At 61.2% G+C, this 21,558-nt stretch carries 17 protein-coding genes and 2 pseudogenes; 7 read left to right on the top strand and 12 right to left on the bottom strand.

The genetic code is table 11. The annotated features are described in order from the left end of the window. The 4 genes and pseudogenes from ACYP01_RS15500 to ACYP01_RS15485 form a co-directional block, all read right to left on the bottom strand. Window positions 1-458: pseudogene (locus tag ACYP01_RS15500) on the bottom strand (hypothetical protein); the annotation flags it as partial. Between the two features lie 14 nt (window positions 459-472). Next, window positions 473-3,172 carry a helix-turn-helix transcriptional regulator gene (locus ACYP01_RS15495; protein WP_459680948.1) on the bottom strand — a complete coding sequence of 900 codons (2,700 nt, stop codon included), beginning with the start codon at window positions 3,170-3,172 and terminating at the stop codon, window positions 473-475. A gap of 134 nt (window positions 3,173-3,306) precedes the next feature. Then, on the bottom strand, window positions 3,307-3,597 hold the full coding sequence (locus ACYP01_RS15490) for a cupin domain-containing protein (RefSeq protein WP_459680946.1): 291 nt from the start codon (window positions 3,595-3,597) through the stop codon (window positions 3,307-3,309). Window positions 3,598-3,602: 5 nt separating this feature from the next. Next, complete coding sequence (locus tag ACYP01_RS15485) at window positions 3,603-4,232, bottom strand: TetR/AcrR family transcriptional regulator (protein WP_003943042.1); 630 nt, start codon at window positions 4,230-4,232, stop codon at window positions 3,603-3,605. An 88-nt stretch (window positions 4,233-4,320) separates the two neighbouring features. Between ACYP01_RS15485 and ACYP01_RS15480 the strand changes: the two genes are divergently transcribed. From ACYP01_RS15480 to ACYP01_RS15465, 4 genes are read left to right on the top strand one after another with little or no spacing between them, the layout of a single operon-like run. Then, a complete protein-coding gene (locus tag ACYP01_RS15480; protein WP_459680944.1) occupies window positions 4,321-5,103 on the top strand; it encodes an SDR family oxidoreductase in 783 nt (260 codons plus the stop codon). Window positions 5,104-5,152: 49 nt separating this feature from the next. Beyond that, window positions 5,153-6,220 carry an NAD(P)H-dependent amine dehydrogenase family protein gene (locus ACYP01_RS15475; protein ID WP_003943107.1) on the top strand — a complete coding sequence of 356 codons (1,068 nt, stop codon included), beginning with the start codon at window positions 5,153-5,155 and terminating at the stop codon, window positions 6,218-6,220. Next, window positions 6,217-7,152 carry an NAD-dependent epimerase/dehydratase family protein gene (locus ACYP01_RS15470; RefSeq protein ID WP_459680941.1) on the top strand — a complete coding sequence of 312 codons (936 nt, stop codon included), beginning with the start codon at window positions 6,217-6,219 and terminating at the stop codon, window positions 7,150-7,152. Before ACYP01_RS15475 ends, ACYP01_RS15470 begins: the two co-directional genes overlap by 4 nt. A 38-nt stretch (window positions 7,153-7,190) precedes the next feature. Then, the gene (locus ACYP01_RS15465; RefSeq protein WP_387388220.1) at window positions 7,191-7,940 is read left to right on the top strand and encodes an ankyrin repeat domain-containing protein; all 750 of its coding nucleotides are present in this window, start codon (window positions 7,191-7,193) and stop codon (window positions 7,938-7,940) included. Here the strand turns inward: ACYP01_RS15465 and ACYP01_RS15460 are convergent. Further along, window positions 7,925-8,941 (bottom strand): helix-turn-helix domain-containing protein, encoded by a 1,017-nt coding sequence (locus ACYP01_RS15460; protein ID WP_230691778.1) that lies wholly within the window; start codon window positions 8,939-8,941, stop codon window positions 7,925-7,927. The two genes, ACYP01_RS15465 and ACYP01_RS15460, sit on opposite strands and share 16 nt — an antisense overlap. 99 nt (window positions 8,942-9,040) lie before the next feature. Between ACYP01_RS15460 and ACYP01_RS15455 the strand changes: the two genes are divergently transcribed. Continuing rightward, window positions 9,041-9,847 carry an alpha/beta fold hydrolase gene (locus ACYP01_RS15455; protein WP_007730412.1) on the top strand — a complete coding sequence of 269 codons (807 nt, stop codon included), beginning with the start codon at window positions 9,041-9,043 and terminating at the stop codon, window positions 9,845-9,847. 30 nt (window positions 9,848-9,877) lie between these two features. On the opposite strand, the gene ACYP01_RS15450 is transcribed toward ACYP01_RS15455, so the two are convergent. The 4 genes from ACYP01_RS15450 to ACYP01_RS15435 all read right to left on the bottom strand — a co-directional run bounded on the left by ACYP01_RS15450 (window position 9,878) and on the right by ACYP01_RS15435 (window position 14,519). Then, window positions 9,878-11,068, bottom strand: coding sequence for a lipid-transfer protein (locus ACYP01_RS15450; RefSeq protein ID WP_459680937.1), 1,191 nt, complete (start codon window positions 11,066-11,068; stop codon window positions 9,878-9,880). After that, the gene (locus tag ACYP01_RS15445) at window positions 11,065-11,538 is read right to left on the bottom strand and encodes a Zn-ribbon domain-containing OB-fold protein (protein WP_161120541.1); all 474 of its coding nucleotides are present in this window, start codon (window positions 11,536-11,538) and stop codon (window positions 11,065-11,067) included. The genes ACYP01_RS15450 and ACYP01_RS15445 overlap by 4 nt, the downstream gene beginning before the upstream one ends. Before the next feature lie 212 nt (window positions 11,539-11,750). Next, window positions 11,751-13,478 (bottom strand): FAD-dependent oxidoreductase, encoded by a 1,728-nt coding sequence (locus ACYP01_RS15440; RefSeq protein WP_064113617.1) that lies wholly within the window; start codon window positions 13,476-13,478, stop codon window positions 11,751-11,753. Between the two features lie 33 nt (window positions 13,479-13,511). Continuing rightward, window positions 13,512-14,519 carry an AurF N-oxygenase family protein gene (locus ACYP01_RS15435; protein ID WP_003943163.1) on the bottom strand — a complete coding sequence of 336 codons (1,008 nt, stop codon included), beginning with the start codon at window positions 14,517-14,519 and terminating at the stop codon, window positions 13,512-13,514. A gap of 277 nt (window positions 14,520-14,796) precedes the next feature. On the opposite strand from ACYP01_RS15435, the gene ACYP01_RS15430 reads away from it, so the two are divergent. Further along, on the top strand, window positions 14,797-15,639 hold the full coding sequence (locus ACYP01_RS15430; protein ID WP_074447109.1) for an SDR family oxidoreductase: 843 nt from the start codon (window positions 14,797-14,799) through the stop codon (window positions 15,637-15,639). Between the two features lie 96 nt (window positions 15,640-15,735). On the opposite strand, the gene ACYP01_RS15425 is transcribed toward ACYP01_RS15430, so the two are convergent. From ACYP01_RS15425 to lanKC, 3 genes are all read right to left on the bottom strand, one after another. After that, window positions 15,736-16,974: an HNH endonuclease signature motif containing protein gene (locus tag ACYP01_RS15425; RefSeq protein ID WP_459680933.1), complete on the bottom strand. Its 1,239-nt coding sequence runs from the start codon at window positions 16,972-16,974 to the stop codon at window positions 15,736-15,738. Window positions 16,975-17,033: 59 nt separating this feature from the next. Beyond that, window positions 17,034-18,023 carry a hypothetical protein gene (locus tag ACYP01_RS15420; protein ID WP_459680931.1) on the bottom strand — a complete coding sequence of 330 codons (990 nt, stop codon included), beginning with the start codon at window positions 18,021-18,023 and terminating at the stop codon, window positions 17,034-17,036. 427 nt (window positions 18,024-18,450) lie between these two features. Beyond that, on the bottom strand, window positions 18,451-21,033 hold the full coding sequence (lanKC, locus tag ACYP01_RS15415) for a class III lanthionine synthetase LanKC (RefSeq protein WP_459680929.1): 2,583 nt from the start codon (window positions 21,031-21,033) through the stop codon (window positions 18,451-18,453). Between the two features lie 367 nt (window positions 21,034-21,400). Between lanKC and ACYP01_RS15410 the strand changes: the two are divergent. Next, a pseudogene (locus ACYP01_RS15410) lies at window positions 21,401-21,558 on the top strand (steroid 3-ketoacyl-CoA thiolase); the annotation flags it as partial.

The following is a 21,558-nucleotide window of genomic DNA, read 5'->3' as shown; positions in this document are numbered from 1 at the left end:
CGGCACAGGGCCGCACCGACCACCGACGCGGCCACGACGCACACCACCGCGAACCACCGCCACGCCTGACGGAGTGTCGCCGTCGGCACGCTCCAGATCCGTCCGTACATCCGGCCGAGAGCGCGAGCGTAGGACGTGGAACTGATCAGCAGCATGAGCAAGCCGACAATCCCGAACGCTGCCGCGGTAGAGGTACTGGTCAATACGGTGTCGGGGAGTTGGACGCCGAGGTCGTCTTTGGCGGCATCAGCCAACGGCTTCAGCTTCTCCAAGGTCGACGCTGCAATCATGACCGGGAGCAATGACGTAAAGGCCTGGGCCGCCAAAGTCATGGCGCTGTCCACGAGCCCGACTTCGAAGACCCCGATGGTTGCATCGGTCGCCAACCGTCGACTGGGTGTACGTCTCGCCCACACGGTCAATCGATCGCGCGTATCGGAATACAGCTTCGGGGGCATGGAAGCAGTCTTGCTCAGATGAGTCCGCCGCGTCGCGCAGCCTTGAGCGCGTCGCGTCGGTTGCTCACTTCCAACTTGCGATAGATCCCGCGAAGATGCGTCTTGATGGTGTTGACGGAAAGGAACAGCGTGTCGGCAATGGACTCGGTGGTGTCTCCGGAAGCCAGTTCACGGAGCACGGTGTATTCGCCTGGCGTGAGGATCGGTGCACTCACCAATTCTTGTGGGCGAATGCGGCTACGTACCTGTTCGGCAAATGCTTCCTGATCGCCGAAATGTCCACTGAACTCGTCGAACACCGGCCGCAGGGATGCGCCGTAGTCGAGGAAGGGGCGTAGCAGGCTACCGGCTTCCGCGGCGCGCAGCGCTTTGTGGAGGGAGCGAAACGACTTGCGCTCGTGACCTGTTGCAGCGTGGATCCCGGCTTCGAGTGTCCAGGCGTAGACGTGATGTGCGAGCAACGGGATTTCGGAGGACCCGAGAGCTTCGGAAACTTCGACGAGTGCTTCCGCGAACTTGTTGGACGAGAAGGCGACGGCACCCCGCGCGAGATGTATCTCCGACGTTTCTCCGAATTGATCGGCTGCGTCACGCACGAGTCTCGCTGCCCATTCCACCTCGCCGACGGAAAGGCATGCGTGGACGACGGGTGGTAGAAGAGCCAAGGTCGCGAACGCGAAGGTACGTAATTCGATCACGCTGAGCATCGCGTCGCGGACATCGGCGGCGGTCGAGCGTCGGTCGGTCGAGCCGTCGAGACTGTGAAGGCCGAAGGTTACGACGGAGTGCCACCCGAACACCGGCGCGCTGGCGCCGAGAACGTCTGTGCTCCGGTAGTTTCCGATTGTCGGGATGCGGTACGGGAGTTCGCTCGAAGCGCAGAGATATGTGGCAAAGGCGGCCACCGACGCGGACAACTCGTACTCCGCAGTCGTCGTGATGCGATGTTCGACCGCGTAGTCGAGAGCGTAGACGGAGTGAGCCCTCATCGCCCCGATGTCTCCGCTGAGAGAAGCTACGTAGCCCAGTCCGGTCAGCGACTTCAAGACGAATCGCGCCCTGCCCCGTATTGTCCCGAGTGCGACGGCTTGAGTGTATTCGACAGTCGCCCTGTCGAACTCACGTCGCAGTAAGTGTGCCGTCGCCAATTCCATGTGTGCGTAGGCTTCGATGTCGGAGTGGGTGCTTTTCTGACGCCGCTCCAGACGTGCCGCCAGCGGCCCGTTGTCGGAAGTCGCCGTAACGCAGGAGATTTCCAGGCTCATCGCCAGGAACAATGGATCTTCTGCAATCGGTGGATGAGTTGCCTCGAGAAGATCGAGGCACGTGGTCGCCGAGGTCACGTCACCGGAATGGAGGGCGGCCGCCGCCAGCACGAGTCGGGTGATCGGGGATTCCGAGACCTGCGTCGACACGGATTCGAGGACTCGCACGACGTCCCCGCAGTGCCCGTCGAGTACGAGGCCCAGCCCGCAGCGTTCGAGAAACGCGAGAATGCGGCATGGGTCTCCGATCGACACCTCGAGTTCGAGCGCCTCGAGTTCGAAGTGATTGCTTTCGAACCAGGTTGCTGCTCGCAGGTGTACGCGGTTTCTCTCGACGTGATCGACGCGACGGAACTCTGCCCGAAGGTGCTCGCGCAAGAGAGGGTGATAGCTGAACCACGTTGTGTGGTCGGCGGAATCGGTACGGGTCACGGGGAAGTTGAACTGAATCAGCGAGTCGATCTCGGATCGAGCGTTCGAGTCCGTCAGAGTTTCCGCCAGTTGGGCGGAGAAAGAATCGACCACCGATGTTCGCAACATGAACGAGGTGACATGTTCGGGCAAGGACGTCAGTACCTCGTCGACGAGAAAGTCGGCGATCGGGCGGGGTGTGTGCGTGAACTCGTCCAGTGCATCGCCGATGTCACTGCGGCCGGCCAGAAACGCGGCGGTCAGGCGAACGACGGCGCCCCACCCCTTGGTGAAGTTCTCGACGATTGCGAGTTCGTCGTCGCGCAGCGTGATGTCGTACTCGCCGAATATCGCGGTGATCTCGGAGCGATCGAAAGCGAGATCGGTGGATGCAAAGCGGGTGAGTCGGCCGTCGAGAGCCAGACGATGCCACGTGAGCGGTGGTTCGTAGCGGGCGGCAACGATAATCGACAGGTTGCCCGGGGTCTGTGTGAGTATCCGATCGAGGAGACCGATCGACATCGGATCGTGGAGGGTGTGAACGTCGTCGAGGATCAACGTTGTTCGGCGCTCGTGCGTTTCGAGGGTTTCCGCAAAGTGCGCGAGCCACTGCTCGACGGGCGGCCTGGATCCGGTCTGCACGGGGAGCCTCTGGCCGGCCGCATCGACGGAGGTCGCGATCGCCTCGGCGAGGGATTCACACAGTATCGACACGTTGTTGTCGCGCTCGGCCAACGTCAGCCAGGCCAGCGCAACATCAGGGGAGGCTCGAGAATATTCGCGAGCCCAATCGGCCAGAAGTAGGGTCTTCCCCGCACCGGCCGGAGCCGAGAGCAACCCGACAGGCCCGGGGCCTGAGCCTTTGGTGGCAGTGGATGCGGTGAGTTTGTGGTGCAGGCGCGGACGCGCGACCAGTCCTTTCACGGCAGTTGGCGGGTGAAAACGACCGTTGAGTGCGGCGCCTGGCACGTGCGCTTGCCCGACGCGGTGAGACGCGTCGAGCGTTACTGCAGCGGCATCACGAAATGGGATGCTCATCCGACTCCTGTTCGACTGGCTGCACTGGACGTGACCGCTGGATCGAAATTTTGAACGAGTTAGATGATGTGAAACTACCCAATTCGGACACCAAATAAGCGTCCAAGTCGAATATTCGGACCAAAGTCCCTGATTTAGCGAGTTTTGAGTTCGATCTCCACGAAGACAGCTTCCGCGCCCGACACGTTGGTGACGTCGTGTACCGTGCCGGCAGTTCCTTGGTATGGCTGACCAGGAGTTTGAGTCATCTCGCGGGTGGAACCATCGGCAGCGGACACGACGAATCGGCCGCCGGTGATCGGTACGACGATGTAGTCGTACTCATGTCGATGGCGGCCGGTGGCGATGCCGTCGTTCGGAAAGCGCCACGACGTGACGCGCACGCGATCGTCGTCGAGGCTGATGGTCGGCTCTGCTGCGCTCATGTGCTCTACTGCTCCTTCGGTGTGACGCCATGCAGAAGTATGTCCGGCATTCGTTCGACGAGGGGTGCGGATTCGTCCTCGGGCATCAGCATTCTCAGTACCATCGTGCCGCCGACGATGAAGAGCATCGTCGCCTGAGCGTCCCGCATCGCGTCGGCATCACCACCGCCCTGGTTCAGCATCTCTGCGAGCATGGCGATGCCGGGGCCACCGAACTCCGACCACAATGTCGACGGCAGGTCGCCGCGCTCTGCGAATGCGGAAAGCAGACCGGGCAGTGCGGCCTTCACCTCGGGTTTTGCAAAGAGTTCCAGGGTGTAGTTACACGAGGCCCGTACCCATTCGTCGGGGTCGGTGGCGTCTGCGACGGGCGGAGACTCGTCGACCCAGCCGAAGACTGCTTCGAAAACCAGGTGAGTCTTGGACGGCCATCGACGGTACAGGGCGGGCTTGCCGACGCCGGCGCGCTCCGAGATCGCCACCATCGTCGTCTTGTCCCAGCCGACCTCGGCGAGCAACTCGCGTGCTGCGGCCAGGGCTGAATCACCGATGGCGGGATCGCGGGGCCTCCCGCGTAGCCGTTCGGTGTCCTCGTCTGGGGTGACGTTGTCTGGGGTGACTTCTTCGAAATCCATTGTGAATAGCGTAACGCAGTGTTACGTTTCTCCATATTCGTAACACGGCGTTACGTTATCCCTTGGGTGCCCTGTGGAGGTGCGCGTCATGACTCAATTGCTCGAAGATTCGACCGTGGTAATTTCCGGCGTCGGAACCGGACTGGGGCGTGAAATCGCTTTGGCTGCAGTCCGTGACGGGGCCAACGTAGTACTCGGCGCTAGAACCGAAGAGAATCTGAAGTCGGTCTGCGAGGAGATCGATCCGACCGGCGCTCACGTCGTCTATTCGGTGACGGACATCGCCGATCCGGAGTCGTGCTCGCGCTTGATCGACACTGCCACCGAACGTTTCGGCCGGGTGGATGCGCTGGTCAACGTCGCGGCCAAGGAGGACGTGTTCGGTGGGCTCGAAGGGGCTGATCTGAGTGCCTGGAAGGCCATGTTGGATGTCAACGTCATCGGAACTCTCACTTTGACGCAGGCGGCGTTGCCGGAATTGAAGAAGCGCGGCGGCTCTGTCGTCCTGATCGGGTCGCAGGCCATGTTTCATCCGCAGTTGCCCCAATCGGCATACGCGACGTCCAAGGGTGCGCTGTACGCAGCGATGTGGTCGCTGGCAAAAGAACTGGGACAGTATCGAATCCGTGTCAACACCGTAGTTCCCACGTGGATGTGGGGACCGCCGGTACAGCTCTACGTGGGCCTCGCGGCGGCCGACCGTCGGGTCCCAGAGGAAGACATCATCGCCGAGATCAGCAAGAACATGCCGCTCGGTGAAATCCCGGCAGACGACGACGTAGCGGATGCCGTGGTCTTCTTCGCGTCCAATCGCGCGCGAATGTTGACCGGGCAGACGCTGTTCGTCAACGGCGGCGAGTTCTTCCGCTGATCGTCGATACACCATCTGTTGACTCTGCTCTGGAAAGGACTGTACTGCAATGAAACACAAGGTCATCGTATGGGGAACGGGCGTCGTGGGGAAGTTGGTCATCCGCGAACTGCTCGATCATCCCGAATTCGAACTGGTCGGCGTGATCGTGCACAACCCGGAGAAGGACGGCGCCGACGTAGGCACACTCATCGGAGTCGAGCCGGTGGGGTTGGCCGCCACGATCGACAGTGAGGCAGCACTCGCCGTCGATGCCGATGCGGTTGCATACTTCGGTCCGACTGCGGAATTCGCCGTCGAGAACATCGCGAACATGTCGCGCTCCCTGCTGTCGGGCAAGCACGTCGTGTCGACGTCGATGACGCCGTTGGTCTACCCGCAGGTGTGCCCGAAAGAAATGCTGGAGGACCTCGAAAAGGCTTGTCGTGAAAGCGGAAAGTCGTGCTTCACCACGGGGATCGATCCTGGATTTGCCAACGATCTCTTCCCGATGACGCTCATGGGTGTCTGTGGCCGGGTGGACAGCGTCCGTGTACAGGAACTGCTGGACTACGCGAACTACGCCGGCGACTACAGCTCCACCATGGGAATCGGCGTGTCGGTCGATACGCCGGCGGTACTCGAAATTCCCGAGGTGCTGATCTTCGCGTGGGGTCACACCATTCCGATGATCGCCGACGCAGTCGGAGTCAAGTTGGACCGCATAGACACCGTGTACGAGAAGTGGGCGGCCACCGAGCCGATCACATATCCGTTCGGTGTCATCGAACCCGGTCAATGTGCCGCAGTGCGATTCGAGATCCGCGGTTGGGTGGGAGATGAGGCGAAGATCGTGATCGAGCACGTCAACCGCATCACCAACGACGCGGCAACACACTGGCCTAGAGCAACTTCCGTGGAGAACGACGTCTACCGCGTGATCATCAAAGGCAGTCCGGACATCACGCAGGAGACCGCGTTCCGTGGGGCGCTCGACGGTGATCCGATCACCGGAGGTTGCCTGGCGACGGGAATGCGAGCGATCAACGCCATTCCGATGCTCGACGACATCGAAGCCGGGCTCGTTTCAGCGCTGGATCTTCCCCTCATCGCCGGGCGAGGCACCATCCGATCATGAAGGTGCTCTTGACGGGAGCCTTCGGGAACATCGGTTCGCACGTTCTGACGGAGCTCGTGCGCAGGGGTCACGACGTTCGTTGTCTTGCGCTGGCAACTCCCGAGGATCGCAAGCGGGCGAGCGCCTTTCACGGGATCGAGACGATCTGGGGCGACATTCGTGACTACCAGACCGTCGAGGCCGCGGTGGCAGGGGTAGATGTCGTAGTTCACTTGGCCGCAGTCATTCCGCCTGTCAGTGAACTCGACGTTGCGGGTGCGGTGAAGGTCAATGTCGAGGGAACTCGTAACGTTGTCGCGGCAGCGCTGGCGCAGAGCGGTCCACCGAAAGTTCTCTTTGCGTCGACATTCGATGTTCACGGTCGAACGATGCATCGGAAACCGCCTCGTAGAGTGGATGATCCACTCGAGGCGACGGATGGTTACACCGCCCAGAAGATCGAAGCCGAACGCATAGTGCGAGAGTCCGGTCTGACGTGGTTCATCCCGCGGTTCGCCGACGTTCCGATCATCGGTGCACGTGGGGCCGATCCCATCATGTTCGAGATCGGCTTGGACAACAGGATCGAGGTGCTGCACCCAGATGATGCGGCCGTCGCTCTCGCCAACGCACTGGAGACGCCGCAGGTGTGGGGCCGGGTGCTGTTTGTCGGTGGTGGTGAGTCATGTCAGGTGACCTACCGCGACTATCTGGCGAGGATGCTGCGCGCCATGGGGTTGGAACCGTTGCCCGAGAGAGCCTTCAGCGGCAAGGAGTACGTGACCGACTGGGTGGACACCGAAGAGAGCCCGCGGTTGTTGCGGTATCAAAGCCGTAGCTTCGACGACATCACCGCCGACATCGCAGCCACGCTCGGCTGGAAACGGTGGATCATTCCGGCGATCAAACCGGTGGTGAGACGGTCGATGTTGAAGATGTCGCCCTATCTGTGATTCTCGGGCCATTCGGTCGCCTGTGGAAGACTGGTTCCATGAAGCGGATGTCGAGAGCTGTCCTCGCAGGCGGAATAATCGCAGCGTCGGTGACCGGGGCCCTGGCGGGTTGCAGTTCTTCCGACACCTCGGTGGCGCCGACCACCGCGTCGTCGTCAGCGACGTCACCGCCTGCAGAGGTAAAACCACCATCGACGCCGGAATCCGAACGGGCACTCTTCGATGCGGTGGACCGCAATGATCCGGCAGCGATCACCGCGGCCCTGGCTTCGGGCGCGAACATCGAAGCTCGCGGCGAGGGCGAACGGACTCCACTCGTCGAGGCCACCAAGAACGACGCTGTCGCCGCGGCTTCTACGTTGATTCTTGCCGGAGCAGACGTGAACGCGAAGGATTCCATGCAGGATTCGGCCTTCCTGTATTCCGGAGCCGAGGGTTTGAACGAGATTCTGGCGCTCACGCTCGCCCACGGCGCGGACGTCGACAGCGTGAACCGTTACGGCGGTACGGCGCTGATTCCCGCGAGTGAACACGCGCATGTCGAGAGCGTCCGGATGCTGATCGCTGCCGGGGTTCCGGTCAATCACGTCAACGATCCCGGGTGGACGGCGCTACTCGAAGCCGTTGTGTACGGCGATGGTTCGGCGCGCTATATCGACGTGATCACTCAGCTTCTCGACGCGGGGGCAGATCCCTCGATCCGGGATGCATCGGGGAAGACCGCGTTGGACAATGCCGAAAGTCGTGGTCAGTCGGACGTTGTGGCGCTGCTTCAATCGCGGAGCTGACGCCAACGAGTCGGGCTCAGCCCGTAGGCCTGTCGAAAGCGTCGGCTGAAGTGTCCGGCGTCGACAAACCCCGCCCGGTGCGCAACGGTCGCGATCGGCAGATCGACGGTAGCGGGTCGAGCCAGTTCGTCCCGAGCCTTCTGCAGGCGCTGGGTGATGATCCACTGTTCGATCCGAAAGCCGTTGTCCGAGCAGATCTTGTACAGCTGTCGCAGTGAGATGTTGTGGGCGTGAGCAATTCGTGCGGGATTCAGTGTCGGATCGTGAAGGTGTTCACGGATGTATCGACGGATCGAAGTCATGGCAAGGGCCGATCTCGGAGCGGATGCGTCAGGATTCGCATGTGCGATCGAAGCGACCAAAGCACGTGCGAGTTCGATCGAGGCCTCGCCCAATTGTTCGGCGGCAGGATCGGTCTCCAACAGAGCGGCGCTGCGGAACAATTCACGAACGTGCGCGATCATCACGGGGTACAGATTGCTGTGATGAGGCCGGGTAGCTGCGTCCCGCACGGTGTCGATCGGCAGTCCCAGCCGATCCATCGGAACGTAGAGGCACTGGGAAGCGCCCGTTCCCGGCCAGGAGAAATCGTAGGTCGACGTCAGGTCCGTCATCAACAGCTCACCGGCGGGCACTCTGCGTTGTTCGTCGTGCTGATCTAGATGGCCGATCCCGATCTCCTGCAGGGCAATCGCAAGGACGGGCATCGACGCGGACCGGACGTGACGTGGTGTTCGGGTCAACCGCATACCGGTCGACTCGGAGCGGAACAGTGATGCTGCACCGAGGTTCCACACGTTCATTCTCGCGCTCACCCGTTCCGGGTTCTCCAAGTGGATTGCACACGGGACCGAGGCACGACCCATCGCGTCGACAAAGGCGTCCGCGCGTTGGTCAGGCTCCAACACGGAAGTATCCAGGAGCAAAGCCATGCAGCCCTGATACCCCGCGATGCGGACGCTCAACCAGAAGTTGTGCAGTGTGAGCTCAAAAGTCTGCACGGACAGTCACGTCCGTCGCAGCAGGTATTTCTAGGATCGAAACGGGCGTGTCCCGGCCTACCGCAGTTTCTCGCTTTTCGACGAGAGTGAAGGAAACGCATGAAGATCTCACGTGTATTCACCGCAGTTCTGGCGTTACTCATGACAGTCGCGGCTGGAGTGATCTTCGGCTCCGGCGCTGCGGTGGCGAGCCCCAAGCCAACCGTCGTTCTCGTCCACGGCGCTTTTGCCGACGCGACCAGTTGGGACGGCGTTGCCGCCGACCTACGTTCGCGTGGCTATCGCGTCGTGGCGCCGGACAATCCTCTACGCGGGCCCGCTTACGACGCGTCCGTGATCGAGAAGACGGTTGCGGACATCGACGGACCTGTCGTGCTCGTCGGACACTCGTACGGCGGCGCGGTGATCACCAATGTTCACGACCCGAAGGTGCAGTCGTTGGTGTACATCGCGGCGTTTGCTCCGGTTCAGGGTGAGCCGGTGCAGATCACGATCGATCCCATCAGGTTTCCTGGCAGCCAATTGCTTCCTCCGGCTCTGGGATTGAAGATCGTCGACGATCCTCACGCGATCGGCGGGAAGAACGTCGACGGCTACGTCACGGACGAGTATTTCCATTCCGTCTTCGCTCAGGATGTTTCCGACGAGACAGCGGCAACGATGTTGGCGCATCAGAAGTCTGCGGCTTTGTGGGCGAACCTCGAGCTCGGCGGGCCACCGTCGTGGGCGAACACACCGAGCTGGTATCTGGTTGCCGGTGAGGATCGCGTGATCCCCGCATCGGCGCAGCGGTTCATGGCAAACCGGATGGGCGCGAACACCAGCGAACTCCCGACCTCGCACGCATCGCTGGTCTCACAGCCAGGGGCAGTGGCAGACGTGATCGTGGCGGCCGCTCACGGGTGAGTGTGCGACCGCCACGAAAGTAGAACAGGGTCAGGCGGAAACGATTACCGAGGAGCCGTGTCCGAACAGACCTTGGTTGGCGCTGATACCGATGCGGGCGCCTTCGACCTGACGGCCTTCGGCTTGTCCACGAAGCTGCCAAGTGAGCTCGCACACCTGCGCAAGTGCCTGTGCGGGAACGGCTTCGCCGAAGCACGCGAGACCACCGGACGGATTGACCGGGATGCGGCCTCCGATACTGGTGTCACCCGCACGCAGGAGGTGCTCGGCCTCGCCCCGCTTGCAGAGGGCAAGGTCTTCGATCCAGTCCAGTTCCACGGAGGTAGCGAGGTCGTAGACTTCGGCGACGTCGACGTCCTCGGGAGAGATCCCGGCTTCTTCGTATGCGGCGTAGCCGATGGATTCCTTGAACGTGCGCTCCGGAGCGGGAACGGCGGAGCTGGAATCGGTGGAGAAGTTCGGCATGTCCATGATCGTCTGGGGGAACGTCGGCGTGACCGTCGAAATAGCCTTGATGCGAACAGGTTCCGCGATGCCCATCTTGCGGGCGTATTCCATCGACGTCAGCAAGATTGCGGCGCCGCCGTCGGACGTCGCGCAGATGTCGAGCAGGTGAAGGGGATTGGACACCACGGGGGAGGCCAACACGTTCTCGACGGTGACTTCCTTGCGGTAGCGCGCATTCGGATTGCTCAGCCCGTGCCTGGCGTTCTTGACCTTCACGTTGGCGAAATCCTCCGCGGTGGCGCCGTAGAGGTCGATGCGACGACGCGCGTTGAGCGCGAAGTACGCCGGGTTGGTCATACCCATGAGGCGGAAGCGCAGCCAGTCCGGGTCGTCCCAACGCTCACCGGCGACGGGAGCGAGGAAGCCCTTCGGCGTGGTGTCGGCGCCGACGACCAGGGCAACTTCGCTGAGGCCGGCCAGGATTCGTGCGCGAGCGGTGTCGAGTGCCTGGGCTCCCGTCGCACACGCGGCGTACGACGTGGCGACGCGAGCGCCGTTCCAGCCGAGTGCCTGCGCGAAGGTGGCTCCGGCGACGTATCCGCCGTACCCGTTGCGGACGGTCTCGCCACCGACGATGAAGTCGACATCCTGCCAATTCACACCCGAATCGGCGAGCGCGGCGCGAGCGGCCGCAACGCCGTATTTCACGAACGACTGCCCCCACTTGCCCCAGGGGTGCATACCGACACCGAGTACTGCGACGTCCTTGCTCATGACTGCGACTCCTGATCGGCGGCGACAGGCTTCCAGCGCCACGTCGTACGTACTCCGGTTTCGTCCGTGTACAGCGGCTCGACAACCAATTCGACGGTATTGCCGACCTTGAGATCGTCGACGCCGAATCCGTCGGCCACCTGGCCGAGGATGACGATGCCCTCGGGCAGTTCGACTGCTGCGAGAGCAAAAGGCTCGTACGGATCCGAGCGCGGGATGTACGGCGGCGGGGGCTGGTACTGCGCGTCGGTGTACGACCAGACAGTGCCGCGGCGGGAGAGTTCCACGTCGTCGAACTCCTCGCTGAAGCAGCTCGGGTTCTTGCAGAACGTCGCCTCACGAGGGAAGGAAATGGTGCCGCAGGATTGGCACTTCGTGCCGATCAGAGCAGGTTCGTCGCCGGTGGTGAACCAACCCTCTACTGCAGGTGTCACACTCCCGTTCGGCGCCGGCGTTGCAGTCTCGCTCATGCAATCCTCATCTGGTTGGCGAGCCTGATCCGGGGGATCGTGGGCCCGCTGTGCCGCTTACTGGAACAGGTTGCAGTATTACACGATTTCGGCCGCTGACGGGCAAAAATTTTCGCTGAGTGGGACGCTGCCGGAACGCAGACGGCCCCGCCGGGCAGACGAGTCTGCAGGCGGGGCCGTGTGCGTGAAAGTAGCTGTTTACCTGTAGCGGATCAGCGAGCGCGAACGGGTCGACCGAATCGACGCGCCGGTTTCACCCGGGCCGCAGCGTCGAGGATGGAGGTGATCTCGACCTGATCCAGAACCTTTTCGCGGACACGGTCGTGCGCAGCGCCGCGTTCCAGTTCCGCCTTGTCGATGGCGTGCCAGCCCTCGCGGTCGACGACGTCGGACTGTCGCGCCCGGACCAGACGATCGACTGCGGAGTCGTCGGCGACCGGGTTGGTCAGGCGTCCGTCGTTGAAGTCGTCGACCAGCATCCTGATCGTTTCCTGCGCGCAGGACTTGTTGGTGCCGATGAACCCACTCGGTCCGCGCTTGATCCAACCGGTCGCGTAGACCCCGGTGGCGGGATCACCGTTCGGAGCTTCGAGGACTCGCCCGTTCTCGTTCGGAATGACCGACGCACGCTCGTCGAACGGGACGCCGGGGATGGGCACTCCGCGGTAGCCGATCGAGGTGAGGACCAAGCCGGTATCGATGGTCTCGGTATCGCCGGTTGCTTCGATCTGCACGGTTCCGTTGGCGTCGACAAGAGCGTTGCGCGCGAACTCGATTCCGCTGACCTGATCGTCGCCGGTGATCGAGGTCGGCGTGAGCAGGTAGCGCAACGTGATGCGCTTGTTGCCGACGTCGACGTGATCGCGGTTCTTCAGGGCTTCGAGGAGACGCAACTTCTGCTCGACGGCATGCGGGAGTTCGCCGCGTTTTGCCAGTTCTTCGGTGGCCGAGTCGAGAACCATGTCGTCGGGTCCGACAGAGAGTTCGATGTCCGGCAGTGCCATCAGGCCGGTGAACTCGGGGACCGTGAACGCGGACTGCGCGATTCCGCGTCGACCCACGATGACAACTTCTTCGACGCGACTCTTCCGCAGAGCGGCGAGTGCGTGAGCGGAGATGTCGGTACCGGCCAACTTCTCGGGATCGGCCGTCAGAATGCGAGCGACGTCGAGCGCGACATTTCCGTTTCCGATGATGACCGCGCGGCGATGTGAAAGGTCGAAGACGTCGTCGGCGTGATCGGGGTGGCCGTTGTACCAGGCTACGAAGTCGGTGGCCGAGGCCGTGCCAGGCAGATCAGCGCCCGGAATGCCGAGACCACGGTCGGACGAAGCGCCGACTGCGTAGAGCACCGCATGGTGATTTTCGAGCAGTTCGCTGTGCGAGATGTGCTTGCCGATCTCGACGTTGAGGTAGAACTCGAAACCCTTTTGTGCGGCGATCTTGTCGAACAAGCGAGTGACCTGCTTGGTCTTCTGATGGTCCGGAGCAACGCCGGCGCGAACCAAGCCGTAAGGCACAGGAAGGCGATCGAAGACGTTGACCTGCACGTCAGGCTGAGTCAGCAACTCGTCCGCGGCGTACATCGCCGACGGTCCGGAACCGACGATCGCAACGCGCAACGGCGGTCGGCCCTTGTCGACGTGGGCTGCCGGGATGACCTTGGCGAGAAGCGGCCTGGGTCGCTCTTCCTTGTAGAAGTCCGCATTGATGGACAGGAAGACTCGCTGCGGGTCGGTCAGCTTCGACTCGGGGACGATGGCGTCGACCGGGCAGGCCGAGACGCATGCGCCACAGTCGACGCAGGCCTGCGGATCGATGTGCAGCATCTCGGCGGTGAGGAAGTCCGGCTCGTCCGGCGTCGGATGGATGCAGTTGACCGGGCAGGCGTAGACGCACGAGGCGTCGCTGCAACAGGACTGCGTGACTACGTGTGGCATGGCGCTATGAGTCCGATCTCGACTGTCCGGGAGCTACGCGGCGGCGTTGTGCGAGCTGCGGTGAGGTTCGCTACGGAAGCGTGATGCGCGGCCGTCCATCTTGCAGGCCTTCCACACCAGGCGCGAGGCACGGTTCATCAGGCCGGTGTCGGTGGCCAGCATGCGGACGTCACCGAAGTAGTTGCGCAGGGTCTGGCGCGACTCGGGCAGATCCCAGAACAGGTCCTTCTTCACGGACTTCGGGATGTCGAACTGCTTCCAGAAGGACTTCGGCGGGATGACGATGGCGTCACAGAGAATGCGCATGACGATCGGGAACAGCAGCGAGAGGACGAACCGGTTCGGGCGTGACATCAGCGGGATGCGACGGCTCAGAAGCTTGTGCGCGAACGAGATATGACGCGCTTCCTCGGCTACGTGGATGGCCATGACCGACTGCATGATCGGGTGGATCTGGCCGCCGGCGCGCAGGATGCTCTTCTGAATGTGGTCGATCGGCTCTTCACCGGCGAGGACACCGACGAAGAACAGTTCGGGGAACGGACCCGCAGCGAGGGGGATGAAGGGTGCAAGCATCTTCATCGGACGGCTCATCCCGGGAGCGTCGGCACCGATGCGGTTGACCATCTCCTGGAACATCATCGTGTGGTTGCACTCTTCGACCGACTCGTGCGTGCAGTAGCGCGCCTCGGCCGAATCGTTGGGTAGTGAGAAGACGTACTGCATCATGCCGCGGATCAGAATGTTCTCGAACTGGAGACCGACCTTCGCGACATTGGCCTGGCGCCACATGCCGATTTCGATCTGCCTGGCCTCGGACTGCGACTGGTACCACGGGTGTGCACCCAGCGGGTCAGTCTCGGCCGGGAGGATCCAGCGGCGATCGTTCGGGACGACGGCAAACTCGGGGGAGTCCCAGTCGATGTCGAGGTACGGGTCGAAGTGCTTGTGCACCGAGCCCTCGGACAGGAGTCGAAGCGTCTCGTTGTACGAGTCGTCGGATGCTTCTCCGCGCTTGTCGAGCGGCGATGTGAGCGTCATGGCGTCTCCTCTTCGTTTCGGTCACCGCTGGTATTTCTCGCGGTGTTCGGTGGAATCGAGGGCCGGTTGTGTGATCGCTGGCACTCGGTCTGGATTTAATGTAACCCGAGGTATCAGGAAAAGCTAGTGGCAGATACTCCTGAATCCCGACGAATTCTTGACACGGCCGAAACGGCGCCATAACTTACTTTTGAGTAATTTCCGAGGTGCGTCCGAAGTGGGCTGTTCAGGGACGGGTTCGCACCGAATCGCACGCGAAGATCGAACCGAGGCCGACGTGATCAGATCGATTCTCAGCAATCTTGCATTGAGACCGCCGACGCGTCTGCGCTCCCTTGTTCCGTCTCGCGGCGTCACGCTTTCCGACAAGACCATCGTCCTGACGGGAGCCTCGTCGGGGATCGGTGAGGCGACAGCTCATCTTTTGGCTCGTCGGGGAGCCGAGATGATCCTGGTCGCGCGCGGTGAGGAAAACCTCGAACACGTACGGGACGAGATTCACCGCAGGGGAGGATGGGCACACATCGTGCCTGCGGACCTCTCCCGCGGTGAAGCCGTCGACGAACTCGCGGAGACGATCGCGGATCGATTCGGGTCGGTCGATATCCTCGTCAACAATGCGGGTCGCTCGATCCGGCGTACCGCGTTGGATTCGGTCGACCGATTCCACGACTACGAGCGCACCATGGCGCTGAACTACTTCGGGCCGACAAGACTGACGTTGCGGCTACTGCCCGCGATGCTCGAGGCGAAGTCCGGACACATCATCAACGTCGGAACCTGGGGAGTCACTGCGGGCGTGATGCCCAGGTTCAGCGCCTATCACGCGTCGAAGTCTGCTCTCAGTGCATTCGGCCGAAGCCTCGGCGCGGAATGTCACGGCACCGGTGTCGATGTCACCACAGTGCAATTCCCACTCATACGAACACCGATGATCGCGCCGACGGCGGATTACGTGAGCCAGCCGGCGCTGACGGCCGATCAAGCTGCATCGTGGATCTTGAGGGCGATCAATACGCGTCCCGTCGAGCTGTATCCGCGGTACGCGGGGCTGTTACGAGCGATTGACGTTGTATCCCCTTCTGCCACTGACGCTCTCGTGCGAAGGGCCGGGATCTGAGGGGCTGGGATTTGAGGGGTTGGGATCTGACCAGAAACGTGCACCAGCACCGGGGCATGGTTCGTCCCCGGTGCTGATGTATTCGATTGTCGCGGTTCAGGCGGCTGTGGGTGGGCTGTTCCCGCCGATCGGCTGTTGATACGGATCTATCGACATCGGTGGATAGAACACTGTTTTTCGCTCGGGGCCGATCTCGACCCGCCATTCGGTGTGGTGCATCGTCCGATGATGATGACCGCACAACAAGATCAGGTTGTCGAGATCTGTTGGGCCACCATCACTCCAGTGAACAATATGATGGGCATCGCACCACCCCGACGGTGTCCCGCATCCCGGAAACGCGCACCCACCATCACGAACCGCCAACGCCCGCCGCTGCGGAACCGTCGCGGTCCTTGCTTCCTTACCGCAGTCGAGCGGAACACCATTCTCATCCAACAAAATCCGGGTGACCGTGCAGTCGCACGCCAACATCCGTGCAGTATCGATACTGATCGGGCCCACCCAATCCGTCCACGCGAACCCCAACTCCTCAGTGGACGGCAGGAGGTCTTTCAGAACTTTAAGGTCCGTCATATCTTTTGCCGACGCGGTCACCGTGATGTGTGGTTTCACTCCGCCTTCGATCGGACCCAACCCCGCCCGCTCGTACCGCCGCAGTAGTTCGCAGAACCCGTCCGCCCGCCGCAGCGCCGGCGTACGGGTGTCCTTCACGCCGTCCTTCTCCGGTGTCGGCGCAGACAGGCTCGACAGCAACGTGATCAGACGTGCCCCGTTGATCGCATCCAGATCACCCTTCACCGACACGCGCCCGTACAAACCTTTCGACGCGTAGAACTCGTTACGCTCCGAATCCTCACCCACCGGAACGCCGTCATCACGGTTTCCGTACTGCTTCTCGATCCGCCGGATCGCCGCCCGCACCGCATCACAATCAGCAATGTTCTTCGACACCAACCCCAACAAGATCCCGCGAGCCTTGTCCACATCCGCCGGCGTCATATTCTTCGGCGGATGCTGACAAAACGACGCCACCTGCCGCGCCTTCAACGCATCAACATCCCCGCGGTGAAACGCATCCGCGACAACAGGTTCGAGCAACAACAACCGCGCCAACCCGACCAGCAGACTGCACTCACCGATCTCCAAATTCGTCGAACCATGCAACCACTGCGCGATCGCCCGAAAACCCTTCCCACCGAGAACGTCCCGGGAAAACATCTCCACGATCAGCAACACCATCCGCGACTGCAACTCGTGCCGGGCGCGCACCAGATCGAGAACCTCACTCTTGAGGCCCTCGCCATCCAGTTGCCACGCTTCCCGACTGTCCATGCTCAAAGTCTAATCGAACAAAGTTTCGAACACAAGATGATGTGGATCGAAAATTGCTGCTATTGAATCGATTTCGACATTTCCGACATTCGGTTGTAGGTGGGTCGCCGACGTCGTCCACGTGCGCCGACGAGTGCGAGCGCCACCATCAACCCGGAGCACAACAGCATCACGGCAGTCTCGATGAACTGAAATTGCCAGTACCGGCTCTGTGGGTGATAGATCACGGCATAGTGATCGATTCCCTGTTCTCGAAGGCAGTTGTCGACCTCGAGGTCTTGCTGCTTGCGGTCGGAATTGTCTGAGCCCCAGCACATTGTGTAATCGGCGTCGATCATGTTGCCATCCGTATCGGCGAAGCCGGCACCGATGACCCACCTCGAGTCGAGATTTTCATACGGCGACGGTGCATATTCCGCTGCACGTGCCAGTCCGTCGATGGGTTGCACTTCAGTGTCGGGGGCCAAGTAATGCTCGCGCATCGTCGCGCTCAGTGCGACGGGCACGATCAAGAACGCGAGAAGAGTCATGACCATCGCGAAGACGGTGTTGCGGATGAGCAATGCGGCTGCGCTGCCGGTAGTCATCGCTAAAAAGGTGTAGGCGCCGACGACGATTCCCGTCGTCTGAAAATTGGGGAATTCCATCAAGGAAAACGAGGTGGCATCATTTGTTGCCGCCTGTCCCCGGCCAAGCGTATGGGTCCAGCCGAGCACCATGCCCAGGACTGCCATCGCAAGGGTGATGGGAACGAAGACCACCAGGACCCGCAAGAAATACCATCGAACAAGGCTGGTGGACTCGAGAAAATCGAGGTCTTCGGGACCCTGCTCGAAGTCTCGGGCGAATGTGGTGACGCCGACCAGCATTCCTGAGGCGAACGGTAGTAGGAGTACGAGAAGCGTCGTCAAGGTGAGAGCGGTGTCGGCACGGCAACCGCCACCTCCGTCGTACCAGCGTGAGCAGATGTCGCCGAAGTCCCAACTCTCGCCCGAACGCTGAACGAACCAGCCCGAAAGTGCGGCTGTCAGGATCAGTATGAATATCACCGCCGATGACCATACGATCTGCCCTCGGCATTGCCGCCAGGTCGCGCACATCATCGGCGAATGCAGCTCGGTGAAGTGTGTATGCGTCTCATGATGAAACAATACTGTCCGTTTGACGATTCGCACTGATTGCGAAAGCCGATACCCCGGATTTAATCCGAGGTATCGGCCTGAGGTCAGAGGCAGAAGAAACTGAGCGAACTGATTGCCGCGTTCTGCTCGAGCTGGCCTGCGTCTCCGACGTTGCCGGCGGCGACTGACAGATCTTGAAGGGAGAGAATAGCGTCCATTGTCATTTCCTTTGTTGATCGGCGTTCTTGCCGATGGATTTGATCGATCGAGTTTGCTTGCGGTGTTGATTTAATTCCAGGTTTTTCGCCTGGTACTTCTGTGCTCCAATCTTCCGTGGGTGATAACTTCCGAACAATTAGGCGATGTGGCAGTTCGACGCGCACATCAGTGGAAACGACTGTCGGACAGTTGGCAATCCGGCGTGACGGAGCAATGCCAGTATTCCCGCGGATCCGGTTGCCCAGTCTGTCGAGAGTCTCAGGTTCTGTTCACCTGGAAAGTGCAGGCCTCCTGCGTGATTGAGGCTGTGCAAGCCCAGAAGCTGAAACTGCTGTGCAAGCGTCTGTTCACAATCGGCGCCGGCGTATGGAGTCTTGGAGAGTTCGCTGAGAAACAGAATCAGCCCGGCTCGCCCGTTGAGTAGTCCGGCTTGGGCAGTGAATTCGACGGCGCCAGCGCGGGATATGGCAAGTAGCGCAGCTGCGTAGCGCGGCTCGTCGACATGTCGAACAAGTTGAAGAAGTACCAGGCCCACGCCGACGGATCCCGATCCGAGGTACGGCATCGTGCGGCGCTCTTCTGTCAGCTGCATCGAACCGTCAGGGCACATCCGCATCACGGACAAATCGATGTCGACAAGCTGTCGCGCGTGTTCCAGCGATCGAGGATCACCGGTCCGTTCGTAGTGGCGAGTCCAGAACAGTGCTTGCCCGCTCGGCCCTCTCATCAAGCCGCCGCGACCCGTTGTCGCCCAGGATGTTCCGTCGGTGAAGCGGACGTGTGCGCGAGCAGTCGGAAGGCGATCCCGCAGAGTTTCGGTGACGAGAGCGAGAGTTGACGATGCCGCCGGACATGACTCCGATTCCTCGAGTAGAAGGCACCCGATTCCGGAAAGGCCGCCGAAGAGGCTGGAGTCGTGCTCGTCGAGTGGAGCTTTGCACAAAGTCTCTACCCATCTGTCGGCAGTCGAGTGTCGCCCTAGTTGCCGAAAGGTATGCACCGCACCCGCGAGCCCGTCGAAGAAGCCGAACTTTGGTTGAGTATCCGAATCAATTTGATGTTCAGTCCATTCCAGAACTGACTCCAAGGTGTCTGCGGGAAGTACATCGGCGAGCAGGTTTCCGCACGAGCCGTGAGCAATGCCGTAGCCGTTCACTTCGAACTGGGCGATGTCCCCGGGAAAGAGTCGATCAGGGCGGGAGAGATCAAGCGAGGCGAGGATGCCGCAGCGCAACAGAGCGGCCGCCCGTTGCAGGTTTTCCCCGGGCGACGTGTCCCAACGATGCGGGCGATTCTCCGGCTCCGGCGCCTGTGCGTCGAGCATCGAATAGAGCGAGGCACCGAAGGCGCGAGGAAGATCGAATCGAGACACCGCATAGTCGATGAGTTCGGGAATCTTGTTGCGATCGAGAGGGAACAATGTAGTAAGTGGAACAAAGAGTCCCAGCTCGATGCATCCCAACGAGTATCGATCCGCCGCGATTCCTGTCAACTGTCGAGGTGCTGTGTATCCGGGGGCTCCGGTGGACCGGGGCGGATGCTCGTCGATGTTGTGGGCCATCTCGAAGTCGATGATCCGAATACCGGACGGTGAGCACATGACGTTGCCAGGGTGAAGATCGGCATGAACGATTCCGGCGTTGTGGAAGCTCTCGACTGCGGCAGTCAACTGTTGTGCAATGTCGAGTGCCCAGGTTCTGTATTCCGTTCGGGAGCTGAGTGTCTGATCCGCGCGTATCAGCGGATAGCGGAGCGCAATCTCCTGATTCAAGGGAGCGCCGGGAGCGCGCTCGGTGACAAGGAAGTGGTGTCCCTCGCGCTCGAACAAGCTGATCGCAGAAGGTGAGTACGGGTTGTCGGCAAGGTGAGTCAACTTGTCGTACTCGTTACGGATGCGGTCGATTGCGTACCGGCCGTTGGCGTCCGGGGCGGTAAAGGGACGGCCTTCTTTGATGACTAGATCGATGCCGGCGTCGTCGAATGCGGAGTAGATCCCCCCGCTGTTGCTGAAGTGCAGGGCTTCATTGATCGAATAGGGGAATTCGTCATGTGATTTCAGCTTGTCTTGCTGCGCGCGAACGAAGTCCGGGATTTGTACCCAGTCCGGAGTTCTGAAGGAAGTGCCGCGCACATCGGGTTCGAGCGATCCGTCAGGACGCCGAATTGCCGGGACGCGATCGCCGAATGAATCGTAGGTCTGCATGGGCAGATACGCGCCGTACCGTAAGTAGAGCGGTCCCCGGTTCCATCGCACATCGCTGAGGATGTACGGCCCGTCGGCACCGGTGACAAGCTTGTCCAGTTCGGTGATGACACGTTGTGTGGCAACACCATCCGCCGGATAGATCGTGATGAATTTTCCGCTGGAAGTTCGATTGGCCTGCTTGCTGTTGGACAACATGAGGTCTGCTGCCGTCCGAAGAAATTTGAAAGGCACATGATTGTGACCGCAATACACGGAAACGGTATCGAGCAGCTCCTGCGCGTTGGCTTGGGTAGCGGAGCAGTGAATCTTCCATCCTTGTTCTGGCAGCAGACCGTCGGGCGGTTGGAAGTAGTTCCACGGTCCACTTTGGGGACCGCGCCGCCAGAGCGACCAATCCACCGACTTCGCGGGGACAAAGTGCTGGTCAGTTGATGTATCTGGTTGGGTGACCGTTCTGATTCGGTCGTAGAAATGCGAGTCGGCACGCGTGAAGGCAACGTATCGCAGGTCCACGCCAAACCTCCCAGTCAGTCCCCCTGCGGTTGTCATCGATTGGTGCCACGCCCCGAATCCCCTGTGGCTTGGATTGCTTGTGGCGGAAGGTTATCCGATTCCGGACATTTCGGGCGAAGATTGAAAACCTATCATTCGAAAGTACTAATGAACGGCGTGGGCCAGGCGAGGTCACTGATCGCCCAGCTTTTAGTCGGCCGCATTTGTTTCGAGTTCGGAGGCCCCTCTTGACGAGAGGATCAAGTCGGTGGTAGTTCTTTAGCGAGCGCTAAGTCAGGGTGCTCCCTCGATCTCGGTCCGGTACCCGGCGCCACGAAACTCGGGTGCCGGACCGCCCCAGCAATGCACGTCCTCGAAGGGAACGAAGATGACCAAGGCAGTGATCGTCGATGTAGTCCGGATCGCGTCCGGCAAGGGAAAGCCGGGCGGAGCACTGTCCGGGACGCACCCTGTCGAACTGATGGCCCACGTTCTGCGTTCCATCACCTCGCGAAACGGCCTCGACCCCGCCCTGGTGGACGACGT

The organism is Rhodococcus sp. no. 34 (genome assembly GCF_054589475.1).
The sequence above is the reverse complement of the archived record's forward strand: the minus strand, read 5'-3'. Positions and strand labels throughout refer to the sequence as shown.

Bases quoted from the DNA above. Each gene is read 5' to 3' on its own strand.
- ACYP01_RS15495 (WP_459680948.1), bottom strand. From the start codon at position 3,172: ATGAGCATCCCATTTCGTGATGCCGCTGCAGTAACGCTCGACGCGTCT.
- ACYP01_RS15490 (WP_459680946.1), bottom strand. From the start codon at position 3,597: ATGAGCGCAGCAGAGCCGACCATCAGCCTCGACGACGATCGCGTGCGC.
- ACYP01_RS15485 (WP_003943042.1), bottom strand. From the start codon at position 4,232: ATGGATTTCGAAGAAGTCACCCCAGACAACGTCACCCCAGACGAGGAC.
- ACYP01_RS15480 (WP_459680944.1), top strand. From the start codon at position 4,321: ATGACTCAATTGCTCGAAGATTCGACCGTGGTAATTTCCGGCGTCGGA.
- ACYP01_RS15475 (WP_003943107.1), top strand. From the start codon at position 5,153: ATGAAACACAAGGTCATCGTATGGGGAACGGGCGTCGTGGGGAAGTTG.
- ACYP01_RS15470 (WP_459680941.1), top strand. From the start codon at position 6,217: ATGAAGGTGCTCTTGACGGGAGCCTTCGGGAACATCGGTTCGCACGTT.
- ACYP01_RS15465 (WP_387388220.1), top strand. From the start codon at position 7,191: ATGAAGCGGATGTCGAGAGCTGTCCTCGCAGGCGGAATAATCGCAGCG.
- ACYP01_RS15455 (WP_007730412.1), top strand. From the start codon at position 9,041: ATGAAGATCTCACGTGTATTCACCGCAGTTCTGGCGTTACTCATGACA.
- ACYP01_RS15450 (WP_459680937.1), bottom strand. From the start codon at position 11,068: ATGAGCAAGGACGTCGCAGTACTCGGTGTCGGTATGCACCCCTGGGGC.
- ACYP01_RS15445 (WP_161120541.1), bottom strand. From the start codon at position 11,538: ATGAGCGAGACTGCAACGCCGGCGCCGAACGGGAGTGTGACACCTGCA.
- ACYP01_RS15440 (WP_064113617.1), bottom strand. From the start codon at position 13,478: ATGCCACACGTAGTCACGCAGTCCTGTTGCAGCGACGCCTCGTGCGTC.
- ACYP01_RS15435 (WP_003943163.1), bottom strand. From the start codon at position 14,519: ATGACGCTCACATCGCCGCTCGACAAGCGCGGAGAAGCATCCGACGAC.
- ACYP01_RS15425 (WP_459680933.1), bottom strand. From the start codon at position 16,974: ATGGACAGTCGGGAAGCGTGGCAACTGGATGGCGAGGGCCTCAAGAGT.